Raw genomic sequence first — 14,922 nt, forward strand, 5'->3', positions numbered from 1 at the left:
CGAATCAGGCCACGCCCTTCAGCGATCGAACCGTGTGAGGATCAAAGAAACTGGGCGCGGCCATTCCGGGAATGTACTGGTCGGAAACAAACATACAGCAGCGTTCCGCAAAGGCATTCACCACCCGTGAGTGCTGAACATTTTTCAATGTTACATAGCCCAATCGCAGTGACTGATGATCACCAGCCAGACGCAGGCGGATCAGCCGTTTGCCATCCAGGGAGAGGTTCGCCTTGGGACGAACATTGGCAATGCTGTAGCCCACACCGTTGGCTACCATCGCGCGAATTACCTCCAGGTTGCTCGATTTCATGACGATATTCGGCGTCACGCCAGCCGGGCGAAACAGACTGAGGAAATAGTCTCGGCTGCTGGGAATATCCAGCAGTACCATCGGATGCGTCTCAAGATCGTTTATCGTCACCGCCGACAGGTTTGCCAGTGCATGATTCTCTCCGACCATGACATACGCCGGTAGTCGGGCCAATGGATGGAATTCAGTATCGTCACTGGAGACAAGGTCATAGGTCAGAACGATGTCCACCTCCCCATTACGCAATTTTGATAACAGCTCCTCGTGATCACCTTCGGCCTGGCTAATACGAACGCCAGGGAACGCACGCCCGAAACCGACTACCAACTCCGGCGTCAGCATGGGTGCCAGTGATGCCATGCAGCCCACTCGCAGCGGACCACGTACCGTGTTCAGCGACTCCGACGCAATGGTGTAGAGACTGGTCATCTGATCAAGAATCGTCTTGGCTTCTTTCACGATCTCCCGTCCGATCGGCGTCAGTGAAATACCTTGAGCATGGTGACGGACGAATAGCTGCACACCCAGCTCTGATTCAATATGGGTGATGGCCGCCGAGATAGACGGCGAAGAAACATGGATGCGTTCCGACGCACCCTGAATACTTCCCGCTTCACCTGAAGCGACAAAGTATTCGAGCTGTCTTTGAGTTATTCGACTGAGCATAACGGCACTCCAGAAATAGGCGACGCAATACATACACGTGGGCATATATTTTCAAAAGTCATGAGCAAGGATCGCGCCATCAATTCTGCCCTCCGGCCACCACCCGCTCGTTGCCTATAAGGATTAACAGAAACCCCGCCAAACAGCAGTAAATGGCTACATCAGGAATTCCGACGCAGAAGAACGGCAAAGCCTGTTTTACCCATCGCCTCCGCCATTACATTATTGATCCGCATCAAGACACTTTGAGCCATGCCCCATAACAGGGCGACGAACATCAGTAGAGAGCATGAACTGCTCAGTCGGACAGTCTTCTCTTTGCAGCAGACCTAAACGCTAAACGTTGTACCACCCATTAGGAGTAACAACATGCTACGTAAAACCATTGCACTGTCGCTGTTGAGCGCCAGCCTGATTGCAACAAACGCCAATGCCGCCGACAAGCTCATCGTCAGCACATGGGGAGGAAGCTTCAAGGATCTAATCGACAAAGCCATTGGTCAGGAGTTCACAAAGCAGACCGGTGTTGAAGTCGAATATGTGACCGGTGGCACCATCGACCGATTGAACAAGGCTAAGCTGGCAGGCACAGCCGAGAGCGATGTTACATTCACCACCTCCCATGTGGGCTGGCTCTACGCCACCGACGGCCTGTTTGAAGAACTCGATATGAGCAAGATCCCCAACGCCAGCCACCTGGTGGATCAGGCTAAGCTCAGCCCGAGCCACCTCGGTGTCTGGGGTTATGTCTACACCATCGGCTACCGCCCGGACATGATGCCTGAAGGCATCACCTTCGACAGCTGGAACGACCTGTGGAGCCCGGAACTGGAAGGTATGATCGCCTTTCCGGACTGGGATCCAAGCCACATCATTGCCGTATCCGCCAAGCTGTCAGGTACAGATGCCGAGCATTGGGAACAGGGGCAAGACAAGCTCAAGGCACTGGTTCCCAATATCAAAGCTTTCTACACCAATGATGCCAACAGCCAACAACTGATCGCCACCGGCGAAACGTCTGTACAGCTGCTGCTGTCGATGAACGCCTACCACATGATGGACGAAGGTGTGGACATCAAGCTGGCAATACCCAAGGAAGGCGCGGTACTTGGTGTCGATGCCATGGGTATCAACAAGGGCACCGAACAGGCCGACCTCGCCTATCAGTTCATGAACATCGCACTGTCCCCCGAAGTTCAGGCCAACATTGCCAGAATCAACCGCGGCAGCCCGGTTGTTGACAATGCACAAGTGGATCCCGAGATCGCCAAACTACCGGGCATGCTGACAACCCCAGACCAGTGGGCAGCCACCCTGGACACCGATGCCAGACTGCGAGCCGAAAAAACCGCCGAATGGCGCAAGTGGTTTTCGGAAAACATTATGTCGAACTAAGCACCGGACTCGGCGCGGGGCCTGCCCTCGCGCCCTTTCCACAGTAACCCCATACACCAGCTGCCATACCTGATGGCCTTTGTTCTTACGGAAGCCCCATGACTCAAAGACCCGCTTTTGTCCCCTGGTTCGTGCTACCTTCGGTCCTGACAGCACTCGGCCTGATGGTCGCGATGCTAACCGTGTTTCAGTTCAGCATACGCGCACATATCCCCGGTTCACTCGACGTTGGTGGCTATACCCTCGACAACTTTCAGGACCTGCACAAAAGCATCTATATCAACGCCTTTGTCACTACGGCATGGCTCAGTATCAAAACCGCATTTTTCGGGCTTCTGCTCAGTTACCCACTGGCCTATGCCCTGGTACAAACACGCTCCGGCTGGATGAAATCCACTATCCTGATCATCGCCATCACCCCGCTATTTCTGGGTGAGGTGGTACGCACCTACTCCTGGATCATCGTGCTGGGCAACAGCGGATTCATCAATAGCGCCCTGCTTGCCATTGGCCTGATCGATAAGCCTCTACAGCTTATGTTCACCCAGACCGGTGTAGTATTGGCTCTGGTTCACGTCACCATGCCCATAATGGTGCTGATGCTGGCAACCGGACTTTCCCACATAGATCCAGCCTACCGGCGGGCTGCCACCAGTCTGGGAGCCGGCCCCGTTCGCGCCTTTCTGACCATCACCCTGCCGCTGTCACTTCCCGGCATTGTCGCCAGTCTTACCACTGCCTTCGCCTGGACCTTCAGCGCCTTTGCCACACCACAGCTGATCGGTGGCGGCAAAGTCAGCACCGTTGCCACACTGGTGTATCAGCTCGGCTTTTCATCTCTGAACTTCCCGTTTGCCGCTGCCCTGAGCATCGTCGGCCTGATACTAACGATTCTGTTGCTGGCCGTATTCAAATGGATGACCCACTCACTGCAACGTGTAGGAGCCCAATGATATGACCGGTTCACAATACGAAAAATGGCTGGGAATTTCTGGCCGCCTGCTCGTGGCACTGATTCTGGTGTTCGTGTTACTTCCAACGGTGGTCGTAACACTCTCCTCGTTCAGCAGCACGTCCGTCCTCTTCTTCCCACCCAAGGGCTGGTCTCTGCGCTGGTTTGAGCGGGCAGTGAGTTACAACGACTTCAAACAGGGGTTTTACGCGGGACTGATCGTCACCGCCTGGGCATCGACTCTTGCTGTGGTGATAGGCACCACCATGGCTATTGCCATTACCCGATACGAATTCCGCTTCAAGCGCACGCTCGAAGCAGTACTGCTGTCACCGCTGTTCATACCTCATTTCACTATTGGTCTCGGACTACTGATGCTGGTCGCTCAGCTCGATCTGGGGCGCGGATACCCACTAGTGATCTTTTGTCATATCGTGCTGGTACTGCCGTTCGTACTGCGTAGCCTGTTTGTGTCGCTACACAATCTGGAGCTGCGCCTTGAGCATGCCGCAGCCAGCCTGGGCGCATCGCCGTTGCGAGTGGTATGGACGGTGACCCTACCTCTGATGATTCCCGGACTATTCGGTGGCTGGCTCTTTGCTGCAATCCTGTCATTCAACGAATTCACCGCGTCGATGTTCGTAACTACACAGGCAACACAGACCCTGCCTGTAGCCATGTACAACTACGTGCGCGAATTTGCCGACCCGACCCTGGCCGCGATTTCAGTTATCTACATTGCCGTTACTGCCACCCTGCTAATCCTGGCCAATCGCTTTTTGGGCCTGGGACGAGTGCTGAATGTGGAGGCATCACGCTGAGGCAGAGGAGCAGCTGCACTTCGGTCAATTGTTTTAATCCACCCGGCGCCATAGCCATACCAGTGGCGCTCAAACGAAATAGAAAAGGATAGACAGGTATGACTTTCTCAATCGTCGGGCGATGCGCACAGACAGGTCAAATCGGCATTGCTATCAGCTCATCCAGCATTGCCGTGGGTGCTCGGTGTCCCTGGCTCAGCACCGGGGTCGGTGCCGTTTCCACACAGAATATCACTCTGCCGTCGCTGGGTACGGATGTGCTCCAATTACTGCAAAAGGGTCTGTCCCCCGAACAGGCTCTAAGCAAGGCTATTTCCGGAGATGCTTACAGCGCTTACCGACAGGTGACGGTACTTGATCATCAAGGTAATACCGCTCACTTCAGCGGCAGCGAAACACTGGGATGCCACGCCGCCGTTGAAGGAACACAATGCGTTGGTGCCGGCAACATACTGGCCAACGAAAACGTCATCCCTACGCTCGTAGAAACCTTTGAGAACAGCGAAGGTGACCTGGCCGACCGCTTGATCGCGGCCATGCAGGCGGCGGCTTCAGCCGGGGGCGAAGCCGGTCCCGTGCACTCCGCCGCAATTATGATCGTGGACGAGGTCGAATGGCCGGTGGTCAATCTGCGTGTGGATTGGGCAGACAAAAACCCGATTGATGTGCTGGCCCAGCTCTGGGAAAACTACAAACCGCAGATGCAAGACTATATCACTCGTGCCCTGGATCCTACCGAGGCTCCCGGCTACGGTGTTCCAGGAGCGGTATAAATGAACAGCAAAGATATTTTGTCGAAGCTTATCGCATTCGATACAACCAGCCGCGAGTCCAATCTGAAACTGATCGAGTTTGTCCAGGCCTACCTTGATCAGCTCGGCGTATCCTCCGAGCTGATCTTCAACGAAGAGCGCACCAAGGCAAACCTGTTTGCGACGCTGGGGCCGGACGACCGACCGGGAATCGTGCTGTCCGGTCACACCGATGTGGTACCGGTAGATGGACAAAACTGGTCTTTCGAACCCTTCAGGCTCAGAGAACACGAGGGCAAGCTTTACGGTCGTGGAACAGCCGACATGAAAAGCTATATTGCATGCGTGCTTGCCACCGTCCCCAGGATGCTCGATGAAGGTCCTCTCAAGGTGCCCGTACATATCGCTTTATCCTACGACGAAGAGGTGGGATGTCTGGGGGTCCGAAGTATGCTGGCGACACTCGAGCAGCGCACCCATCGACCGAAACTGTGCATTATCGGCGAACCCACCGAACTAAAACCGGTACTCGGCCACAAGGGCAAGCTGGCAATGCGTTGTGACGTCCATGGTGTGGCCTGTCATTCGGCCTACGCACCCGAAGGCGTCAATGCTATTGAGAATGCTGCCGACCTCATCGGCGAGCTAAAACGCATTGGCACTGAACTTCGTAATCCAGAGCTGTGCGATTCCCGCTTTGATCCGCCATTCACTACAGTACAAACCGGAGTCATCAACGGAGGTAAAGCACTGAACATCGTCCCCGACAGTTGTCGTTTCGACTTCGAGATACGCGCTCTGCCTGCGCAAAACCCCAAAGAGGTTGCGCAAAAGTTGGAGCAATACGCCCGTGAGCAGGTGTTGCCGAAAATGCATGCAGTGAATGCCAGCACCGATATTCAGTTTTCGGAACTGTCATCCTATCCAGGACTGGTCACCAGTACCGAAAGCGATGCGGCCAGCCTGATTGCCGAAGTCTGTGAATCCGAGGAGTTCTCGACCGTTGCCTTCGGTACCGAGGGTGGACTCTATGATGCGATCGGCATCCCCACGGTAATCTGCGGCCCGGGAAGTATGGATCAAGGGCATAAGCCAGACGAATTCATCACCATTGAACAACTTGAAGCCTGTGACGCGATGCTGGCACGCCTGACCAAACTGCTGCGCGCCTGATCTGTCCCAATCAAATATTCACGCTCCGCTGAACGGACAAAATGAACGGCGCCATTAAGGCTGTCGACCTTTCGGACTGCCATGGAAACTGGAAAAACACGGTTTGTTTTTTCCTAAGCTCTGGCTTCGAATTGCATGATGTTCAACGGCGGCGGCTTTGCTCAAACTTTACCTGTCGATGCGAGATGTACTCTGACTGTCCAGTCCTTTCCGAGCGGCTGGCGATACAGAGCACATCAGCCAAATGGTCAGGAGCAACCACCTTTAGGATATTCACATGTCAGTGGAAAAAGTTAACACCTTAGTGATCGGTGCAGGACAAGCGGGAATTGCTATGAGCGAACACCTGTCCCAGATGGACGTTCCCCACGTGGTACTTGAGCGCAGCCGGATCGCGGAACGCTGGCGCTCAGAGCGTTGGGATTCACTGGTAGCTAATGGCCCCGCCTGGCATGACCGTTTTCCCGGCCTGAAATTTGAAGGAGTGGATCCGGAGGCATTTCCCCCGAAAGAGCGTGTAGCGGATTACTTTGAAGACTATGCGAAAATGCTGAACGCTCCTGTTCGCACCGGCGTAAATGTCACAAAGGTTGTCCACAATGAGGGCCGCCCCGGCTTCACCGTAACCACCTCAGAAGGCATCTTCGAAGCCGACAATGTGGTGGCCGCCACTGGCCCGTTCCAGCGCCCCAGATATCCGGACATCATTCCCGAGAGCAGCGGCATCCATCAGCTGCACTCATCCAGCTACAAAAACCCGGGACAACTGCCCGAAGGTGCTGTATTGGTCGTGGGAGCCGGCGCCTCCGGTACTCAGATCGCTGAAGAGTTGCGGCAATCAGGCAAGAAAGTCTACCTCTCGGTCGGTGAGCATTACCGCCCGCCCCGCTCTTACCGCGGCCGTGACTATGTCTGGTGGCTCGGAGCCCTGGGCCTGTGGGATGAAGTCAAGATCACACCGAAAAAACAGCATGTGGCGTTTGCAGTCAGTGGCTACGAGGGTGGCCGTACCGTGGACTTCCGCCGACTGGCTCATATGGGTGTCAATCTTGTGGGAATCACCAAATCCTGGAACGAGGGCGTGCTCGAATTCCGAGAGGGTCTGACTAAAAATATCGCCGACGGTGACGAGGCTTATTTTGATGTTCTGCGTGAGGCCGACGCCTACATCGAACAGAACGGGCTGTCCTTCCCCACCGAACCTGAAGCCTGGGAACTGCTGCCAGACCCGGACTGTCTCAAACAGCCGATCCTTAGTCTGGACGCCGAAGAAGCTGGTATCACCACCGTTTTGTGGGCAACAGGCTTCGAGTTTGATTACAGCTGGCTGCAGGTGAATGCGTTCGATGAAAACGGTCAGCCATTCCACAAACGTGGTATCAGCGCCGAAAGTGGCATCTACTTTCTCGGCCTGCCGAACTTGGTCAACCGCGCCTCCTCATTTATTTACGGCGTCTGGCATGACGCAAAATACATCGCTGACCACATCGTCATTCAAAACGGTTACATGAATTACAAGAAACCTTGAGCTCCCACTAAAGACGATTGCACCAGCCCGTCAAACACAAGCCGCTGTATCCTCATGGTTTAGCGGCTTGTCCTTATCCACGCTTCAAAAGGCAGCGCCAATCTATGGCTGAGATCACCTGTATAGAAGACCTGCGAGTGCTGGCGAAAAAGCGCGTGCCACGCATGTTCTACGACTATGTCGATGGTGGTTCCTGGACCGAATCCACTTACCGTGCCAACGAGACGGATTTTCAACACATCAGGTTTAGGCAACGCGTGGCTTGCGACATCACCCGGCGCACGACCGAAACCACTATGCTTGGCCAACCGGTAGCCATGCCCGTTGCCATTGCACCAACCGGCCTGACCGGAATGCAGCATGCCGATGGCGAAATGCTGGCTGCACGGGCAGCAAAGACCTTTGGCATCCCCTTCACCCTCTCGACCATGAGCATCTGCTCCATCGAAGCAGTCTCTGCAGCAACGGGATTACACCCCTACTGGTTTCAGGTATACGTCACCCGGGATCGCAGCTTTACCGCCGACCTGATTGAGCGTGCCCGCCGTTCCCACTGCTCTGCGCTGATGGTTACCATGGATTTACAAGTGTTCGGGCAACGGCACAAGGACATCAGGAACGGACTCTCCGTGCCACCAAAACCCACACTGGGCAACATCCTGAACATCGCCACTAAATCGCGCTGGTGTATCGGCATGCTGGGCACAAAAAATCGTCAGTTTGGTAATATCCTCGGGCATGCTAAAGGCGTCGACAGTATCTCCTCACTGGTGGACTGGACCAAAGAGCAGTTTGATCCCACCCTGTCCTGGCAGGATGTGGAGTGGATCAAAAAACGCTGGGGCGGCAAGCTGATCGTCAAGGGCATTCTCGACCCCGAAGATGCCCGGCGGGCAGTTGAAGCCGGTGCCGATGCTATCGTAGTTTCCAACCATGGAGGCCGACAACTGGACGGTGCACCGTCCTCTATCACCGCATTACCCGCTATTGTTGATGCGGTTGGCGGACAAGTGGAAGTTCACCTGGACGGAGGTATCCGCTCCGGCCAGGATGTTCTCAAGGCAACCGCACTGGGTGCCAAAGGCACCTTTATTGGCCGGGCCATGCTTTATGGGCTGGGCGCACAAGGCGAAAAGGGTGTCGCAAGGGCTCTGGATATCATCTACAACGAACTCGACTTGTCGATGGCGTTTTGCGGCAAAACAGACATCCGGGAAGTTGATCGAAACATTCTCTTCAAGGACAACCGGATATCGGCTTTTTAAGCGTATCAGTGCGGATTGTTATATTTTTGGAGCAACTTTGTTACTGGTGCCCGGTCGCAGCATATTGATGCTCGGGGAGCTGTGAAGCTCAATATTCGCTATTAGATCAAGGGGTTATGCCCCATATCCAAGGACGATTATAAAACGGCTGTGGAGTTCCTCTCGTGGGGCCGTAAAAAGGTCCGCGTTCCGATGGAAGCGTAGATTTTTAAAAGGGGATTACTTATGTTTGCTTTTGTTTACGACTGGAGGAGCCTGATCGAACCCCGAGGGTCGAGGGTGATCATCGACCCGAGCCGGTAGCGTCTGCGGCCTCCACATGACCGCTGGATTCGGCGACCGTAGCAAGTGCCTTATCAATTTTGGCCTGATCACGTCCGACAATTGTAATCGTAGCACCGGATGCAGCTAGCCCAGAGGCAATTGCCAGACCAATGCCAGTCGTGGAACCCGTGACCAACACCCGCTTGCCTGAAAGTTCAATTTGCATTATCCAATTCCTCGTGACGTTAAGTAGAGCCTCGATGACAGTTCGCTTCACCCAAACCGAAAGGCTGAGAGCTGTGTTTTCATAACTCGTTCTGAGTAAACTTGGATCCCAGGGGCTTCATTAGCGGCACCAGCAACAACCATTAACGGAATCAGATGCTCTTCCTCTCCGCTGGGATGACACTCCAATGCATGAGGAGCAAGCGTCCAGTCTTGCAAGCGCTGGAATTTCTTATCCGCTTCTAACTTGACCGTTTCCTTCAACCAGGCATCGAACCGCTCAGAGGCTGCGGTAGACCGTTCATCGCCGTACCCGGACATGTTGTGGAAGCTCATTCCGCTACCAATGATCAACACATTTTCTTCGCGGAGCGGGGACAACGCCTTGCCGGCCTCCAAGTGCGCAGCCGGAGACAGCCCATGCCTGAGTGAAAGCTGTATAACAGGAATATCTCCCTTAGGAAACATCAGCTTCAGTGGAATAAACATGCCGTGGTCAAATCCTCGCTCTGCCGTCTGATGAGCCTCCAGGCCGGCATCATGCAGTAGATCACTTACACGCTGAGCCAATGCAGACGAGCCTTTAGCAACGTATTTCAACTGGTAGGTATGCTCCGGAAACCCGTAATAGTCATAGATCAAGCCCGGTTGCTCCGCTGCCGTTACGCTGAACTTCGGTGCCTGCCAGTGAGCCGAAATCAGGACAATCGCTGTCGGCCGCTGCGGGAGAGAAGTCTCTATGCTGCGAAGAAAACTTTCCATGCCATGCCAAGTGCCGAGGGGATTCCAGTCCATAAAGAAGCAAGGGCCCGCTCCATGGGGGATAAAAAATACGGGTTGAACGCTCTTGGTACTTTTACATCCCGACACGGGTTATCCTCTTTGAATCTTGATAACGCATTGGATTAACGTGAAGCTGCAGATTCTTGGCTATCACTTTGTTTTGCTTTCTTATGACCATCTTCCGTCTGGCCGATCTTCCAATAGCTGGACACATAGAATTGGGCTTTCGGCACATCAAAAACCCGGCGAAAATACTGCCTTAAGGCACGCATAGAGCCGAATTCGCAGGCTGCCCATACCGAAGGTGTGCCCGGCATAACAGCCAAAGACTGCACTTTCTCCAACAGAGGACGGCCCTCAAGGCATGGTTTTGGATTAATGACCCAGTGAACTTCCAGTCCAGGCGGATGCTTCAGAGTCTGAATGTCGGCCTTCTCTCGAACTTCGATCACCGCGTAACCACGAGCATCGTCGGGAAGTTGTTCCAGATTGACGGTGAGGGCCGGAAGTGCCGTCATGTCAGCTGCCAATAGGAGCCAGTCGCCGTCCTGACTGATCAGCTTCCGCGCGCCGGGGCCTGCCACCAGAATCCTGTCCCCGGGCTCAGCTTCACTGGCCCAGGCCGAAGCCGGACCATGCTCTTCATGCATAACAAAATCGACGTCGATTTCCTCGGAACGCTGAGAGCGGATAGTGTAGGTACGCATCAAGGGGCGAGCGTCACCGCCTTGAGGAAACAGCAGTTTGATATAGGCACTCTCTTGCCCCTGTGGAAAATCCTCCAGCCCATCGCCGCCGAGGGTGATTCGGAGCATGTTTTTCGTCACCCACGAACGCTTTTTTACTTGAAGCTCTCTCGCCTGGGGTTTAGCCAAACCGTTATCTCCTCATTGATCAGGTCACATCATGCGCTTCAGGGTATCGTCGCCCTTCAAAAAGTGATGACCCAGTGCCATGACAACGTGGCCTACAATCAGCGCTGAAAGAAGCCAGGCCAATGGAGAGTGCAACCGGCCAAGGGCTTTTGCCCAGTCCAGTCCATCACCTCTGGAAAAAACTTCGATGCCAAAGGCTGTCACCCCATAGCCCCCACCGAGCATCACCAACATGCCGGTAACAGGCATCAACAAAAGGGCCAGATACAACAATCCATGGCCCGCCTTGACCAGCCTTGCCATAGATGCGCTTGGTTCAGGTCTCCGAGCGCTCTGACGAATCGCCCAGAACAGGCGCACGACAATGAGCACCAGTAGCAAAGTTCCGATCGATATGTGCCACGGAACCAGCGTTTGCCCGATCCAGTGCTCGCCATCAGAAAAGCGATCCCCGAACTTTAGAACTTGCCAGACCACGAGTAACGCCATAGACCAGTGCAGAAATCTGCTAATGGTTCCATATCGAGTTTTGCTGTCTTTAATCATCAATCTTTTTCGTCCCGGAAAAGTGGTAAGTCGTTTAAGGTGCAAAATTATAGCTCCCACCTAAATGTCTCAGAACCGGCTATAATCACAGCAGAGCTTTAACTGAGAGTAGGAAGTAAACATTGGACCGGTATACCAGTATGCGCGTTTTTGTCCAGGCGGCCTCTCGCGGCAGTTTGTCGGCTGCGGGACGGACGCTAGGAATATCTCCGGCTATGGCGACCAAACATGTCGATGCCCTTGAAGCGAGATTTGGAGTCAAGCTGCTCCATCGGACAACCAGAGGGCTGTCCCTTACCGATCCTGGGAGAGAATATCTGGAAGGATGCCAGCGTATCCTTCAGGATCTGGACGAAGTGGAATCTGACATCTCCGCCCAGCGGCAAGAAGCAAAGGGGCGTTTGCGGGTTAATGTTCCGCTCTCCTTCGGGCTTCGGTTCATTGCTCCACTGATCCCCGGGTTTACCGAGCGCTACCCGATGGTGGACGTTGAGCTGGGACTGAGTGATTCGCGGCAGAATCTACTTGATGGTAGCTGGGACCTGATTTTCCGCGTGGGCTATCTGGCGGACAGCGATCTCAGGGCGCGGCGCCTAGGAGATACTCCCATGAAAGTCTGTGCCTCTCCAACTTACCTCGCCAAGCACGGCGCACCTCAACGCGTGTCTGATTTATCCAGCCACAACTGCCTGAGTTATACCCTGTCTCCGTTCCAGAGCAAGGGTTTCTGGGCGTTTGGTCACCATGGCGAAATAGAGGTTCCAGTAAAGGGCAACCTCAGAGCCGACAATGGCGATGCCTTGATGGCGGCCGCCATTCGGGGCCAGGGCATTATTTATCAACCCGAGTTCATCGTGGCAGATGCCTTGGCCAACGGCGAACTGATATCCCTGAGCCTGGACCACCCACCTCTGGAGCCCGGCGGGCTATACGTGCTGTTCTCACCAGATCGGCGGTTACCCCTTAAAGTCCGGGCAATGATTGATTATTTGGTGGAGGTTTTTTCTGCAGAAATTCAAAGAAAATGAACTAAGACAGTCTCGCTGCGTTTGCGACTTCGATTAAGGAGTTACCAGCGTGGACAGATAAGCATTCAATTTGAGGCGATATATCCGAGGATTCCTCGACCCTCAACCAACTTATTGTCCAACGGATTGGGTCCGCCTCAGGCTTGAAGGCTTCGGAGCAAAGCCCTGACTCGAACGTCCGCTTTTGTTTAGGAGTTCGAGGAGCCCGGCCTGGTCGCAAAGCGAACATTCAGAATCGGGGATAACGCTTGCAGCATGCGCGCCCACGGAATGGAGCCATAGGCGCAATGTAGTGGGCGTCGCCGTGCCTGCACTGGTTATGCCCAGTCAAAGTGATTTCCCGAATTCTGTCGCAACTTTGAAGCCGGACTGATCGACACAGTATTGCAGGCGGCCAAGCAAAACCTGAATTCGAGTCAATTCTTTCGATTGTTCTCTCACGTACGAAGCGGTGTAACCACGCACTTCTGTACCTGCACCAGAATTCTGCTTGGCTCTGTAGCGCACTGTTGCTGCGTGAAGCTCTTTGTCGTCAGCAGCGGCTGAGGTGCCAAGGCTCCAGGAGCAATGCAATAGGACATTCCTTATTTCCGTCATGCTCTTGATATCACTGAGGAGCACCTTTACAGCCTTTTTATCATTCGCGTCTTGATTTGGGAGCTCACAAAATAGCGCACCCAAGAGTATTTGGAGTTCTGCCGCTGCCTTATCTCCAACCAACACCTGCTCCATTCGTTGGTTTGATAGCCCTTGGTCTCTCAGCATGAACATAATGATGTAGCGCATAGCGTCACAGACGCGTTCGAAAGTCAGTACAAACCGCCCAAGCTCCGTTATGAATTCTTCGGCTTGCTTCTGGTGTTCATCATCTGCGTATTCATTGAACATTGGACAGATCTCTCAAGGCATAACGCCCGCGTAATAGGCGGGAGCTTGCGAGCGTCCTGATTGACGCGATTGTTATAAGCCAGAATCAACCGTTTCAATTGTTGAATCGATTTCATTGGCTAGATTAGTCACATGTTCTAGTAAATTTACGATGGATTCCGCAGAAATATCTACTTTATTCCCGTCTTTATCATAGCCTGCACGATGCACACAATGGTGGCGAGTTTCCACCGCTTTGAACAACCATGATAGATCTGAAAATTTATGACCTAAAACAGATTCATACATAGGCTTTATTTTCTTAATATCATGAAATATCAAACCTTTAAGGTAGCTTGCCACAGTTACTTTTAATGCATCTTTTTCTTGATATATTTCACGCAACGTGAATTTTCGTTTAGAGAATTCAGGATCTGTTTCGACTAGCTTTCTAGTGAGCACTTCAGAGTTACAAACCTGATGAATAAACACACCCGCCAAATAAGCTTCTATTGTAGAAACCACATGGGCATGAACCATGACCAAGAAGCTAAACTTTGCCTTTTCCGGAGGCTCTAACTCTAGAATAAGATCAACACTATCAAGCTGCTCAATTAACAATTGATAGTGTTTCTTATTCTCGTTTTCTTCATACCATTCGTAGTCATATTGATCGAGGCTAGTCTCTCTCGAAACATCATCAATTAAATCATCGATAAACTCTGGATCGTTCGGGCTTCTACCGTACCTTTCACATAAATCTTGATAATCACTCATTGATAACTCTCAACTTAGTAGAGGCTTATAACAGCTTATGAGTTTGCATTCTTATTAAACCCCAACACCATCACCCCGTCCAACACTGCTTCAAAACCCGAATAAGCGCGATTTTTCAGAGCATTACTTTTCTATCCCAGAGGATTTTCGAGATCCTGATCTTGTGAAAAGAGTGCACGCGGGATATTTGTGCACGTTTTTGCAATTTAAATCCAGAGGGACAGAATTTCCCCATGCCGAAACAGATACCTACAGTAATGCTTCGTGAAAAGTGTGCAGAGACGTGCACACTAAACCGCAGAACTTTTGGCGCGCTTTTGAGTGTTTTTCATTATACCCCCACTATAGCGACAGGCCGTATCGCCACCGAGATTCACCGGCCGCAATCGGGTCGATCGAACGTTTCTGAATTTTGGAAATCGTGGTATCAGAGAGGCGCTGGAGGAAAAAAGGGGCGGAAATGGGTGATTCTTGAATGTCCGCTTTTGTTTAGCTCCGCTCATTCGCGAGCTACCCAAACACAATGCGAAACTGCTGCCCCACTCTCCCGCTGATTAACCATTATTAAGCTTCTTGAGGTTCGAATCCTCAACTGTCCAGGGCAACACTACCAGAACGGGCTGATACGCCATTTTAAGTATTTTGCGTCGAAAATTGCTTACAGTCGCCCCAAGGAAGTTTGAAGCAAGTGC

Annotated in this window: 15 protein-coding genes; 8 read left to right on the top strand and 7 right to left on the bottom strand. The window is 53.0% G+C overall.

Annotated elements, in window-relative coordinates:
* Positions 1-4 precede the first annotated feature (4 nt).
* Positions 5-979: a LysR substrate-binding domain-containing protein gene (locus tag KO499_RS18680; RefSeq protein ID WP_215985251.1), complete on the bottom strand. Its 975-nt coding sequence runs from the start codon at positions 977-979 to the stop codon at positions 5-7.
* Positions 980-1,348: 369 nt separating this feature from the next.
* Between KO499_RS18680 and KO499_RS18685 the strand changes: the two genes are divergently transcribed.
* The 7 genes from KO499_RS18685 (at position 1,349) to KO499_RS18715 (ending at position 8,865) form a co-directional block, all read left to right on the top strand.
* The gene (locus tag KO499_RS18685) at positions 1,349-2,374 is read left to right on the top strand and encodes an ABC transporter substrate-binding protein (protein ID WP_215985252.1); all 1,026 of its coding nucleotides are present in this window, start codon (positions 1,349-1,351) and stop codon (positions 2,372-2,374) included.
* Between the two features lie 98 nt (positions 2,375-2,472).
* A complete protein-coding gene (locus tag KO499_RS18690) occupies positions 2,473-3,327 on the top strand; it encodes an ABC transporter permease (protein ID WP_215985253.1) in 855 nt (284 codons plus the stop codon).
* A 1-nt stretch (position 3,328) separates the two neighbouring features.
* Positions 3,329-4,147: an ABC transporter permease gene (locus tag KO499_RS18695; protein ID WP_215985254.1), complete on the top strand. Its 819-nt coding sequence runs from the start codon at positions 3,329-3,331 to the stop codon at positions 4,145-4,147.
* Between the two features lie 98 nt (positions 4,148-4,245).
* Positions 4,246-4,920, top strand: coding sequence for a DUF1028 domain-containing protein (locus KO499_RS18700; protein ID WP_215985255.1), 675 nt, complete (start codon positions 4,246-4,248; stop codon positions 4,918-4,920).
* Entirely contained in the window at positions 4,921-6,072 is a 1,152-nt protein-coding gene (gene argE, locus KO499_RS18705; protein ID WP_215985256.1) for an acetylornithine deacetylase, read from the top strand. It abuts the gene before it with no gap.
* Between the two features lie 277 nt (positions 6,073-6,349).
* A complete protein-coding gene (locus tag KO499_RS18710) occupies positions 6,350-7,600 on the top strand; it encodes a flavin-containing monooxygenase (protein ID WP_215985257.1) in 1,251 nt (416 codons plus the stop codon).
* Between the two features lie 104 nt (positions 7,601-7,704).
* A complete protein-coding gene (locus KO499_RS18715; RefSeq protein WP_215985258.1) occupies positions 7,705-8,865 on the top strand; it encodes an alpha-hydroxy acid oxidase in 1,161 nt (386 codons plus the stop codon).
* Between the two features lie 283 nt (positions 8,866-9,148).
* Here the strand turns inward: KO499_RS18715 and KO499_RS18720 are convergent, their stop codons facing one another.
* From KO499_RS18720 to KO499_RS18735, 4 genes are all read right to left on the bottom strand, one after another.
* Positions 9,149-9,355 (bottom strand): SDR family NAD(P)-dependent oxidoreductase, encoded by a 207-nt coding sequence (locus KO499_RS18720; protein ID WP_266100650.1) that lies wholly within the window; start codon positions 9,353-9,355, stop codon positions 9,149-9,151.
* 47 nt (positions 9,356-9,402) lie between these two features.
* On the bottom strand, positions 9,403-10,149 hold the full coding sequence (locus KO499_RS18725) for a DODA-type extradiol aromatic ring-opening family dioxygenase (RefSeq protein ID WP_215985259.1): 747 nt from the start codon (positions 10,147-10,149) through the stop codon (positions 9,403-9,405).
* Between the two features lie 110 nt (positions 10,150-10,259).
* The gene (locus KO499_RS18730) at positions 10,260-11,012 is read right to left on the bottom strand and encodes a siderophore-interacting protein (protein WP_215985260.1); all 753 of its coding nucleotides are present in this window, start codon (positions 11,010-11,012) and stop codon (positions 10,260-10,262) included.
* A 24-nt stretch (positions 11,013-11,036) separates the two neighbouring features.
* Entirely contained in the window at positions 11,037-11,558 is a 522-nt protein-coding gene (locus KO499_RS18735) for a cytochrome b (protein WP_215985261.1), read from the bottom strand.
* Positions 11,559-11,698: 140 nt separating this feature from the next.
* Here KO499_RS18735 and KO499_RS18740 point away from each other — a divergent pair, with 140 nt between their 5' ends.
* Complete coding sequence (locus KO499_RS18740; RefSeq protein WP_215985262.1) at positions 11,699-12,586, top strand: LysR family transcriptional regulator; 888 nt, start codon at positions 11,699-11,701, stop codon at positions 12,584-12,586.
* A gap of 327 nt (positions 12,587-12,913) precedes the next feature.
* Here KO499_RS18740 and KO499_RS18745 read toward each other — a convergent pair whose 3' ends face one another.
* Both KO499_RS18745 and KO499_RS18750 read right to left on the bottom strand, forming a co-directional pair.
* Entirely contained in the window at positions 12,914-13,474 is a 561-nt protein-coding gene (locus KO499_RS18745) for a hypothetical protein (protein WP_215985263.1), read from the bottom strand.
* Positions 13,475-13,546: 72 nt separating this feature from the next.
* A complete protein-coding gene (locus tag KO499_RS18750) occupies positions 13,547-14,230 on the bottom strand; it encodes a hypothetical protein (RefSeq protein WP_215985264.1) in 684 nt (227 codons plus the stop codon).
* Positions 14,231-14,922: the final 692 nt, after the last annotated feature.

The organism is Marinobacter sp. F3R08 (assembly GCF_018860425.1).
Classification (GTDB): Bacteria; Pseudomonadota; Gammaproteobacteria; order Pseudomonadales; family Oleiphilaceae; genus Marinobacter.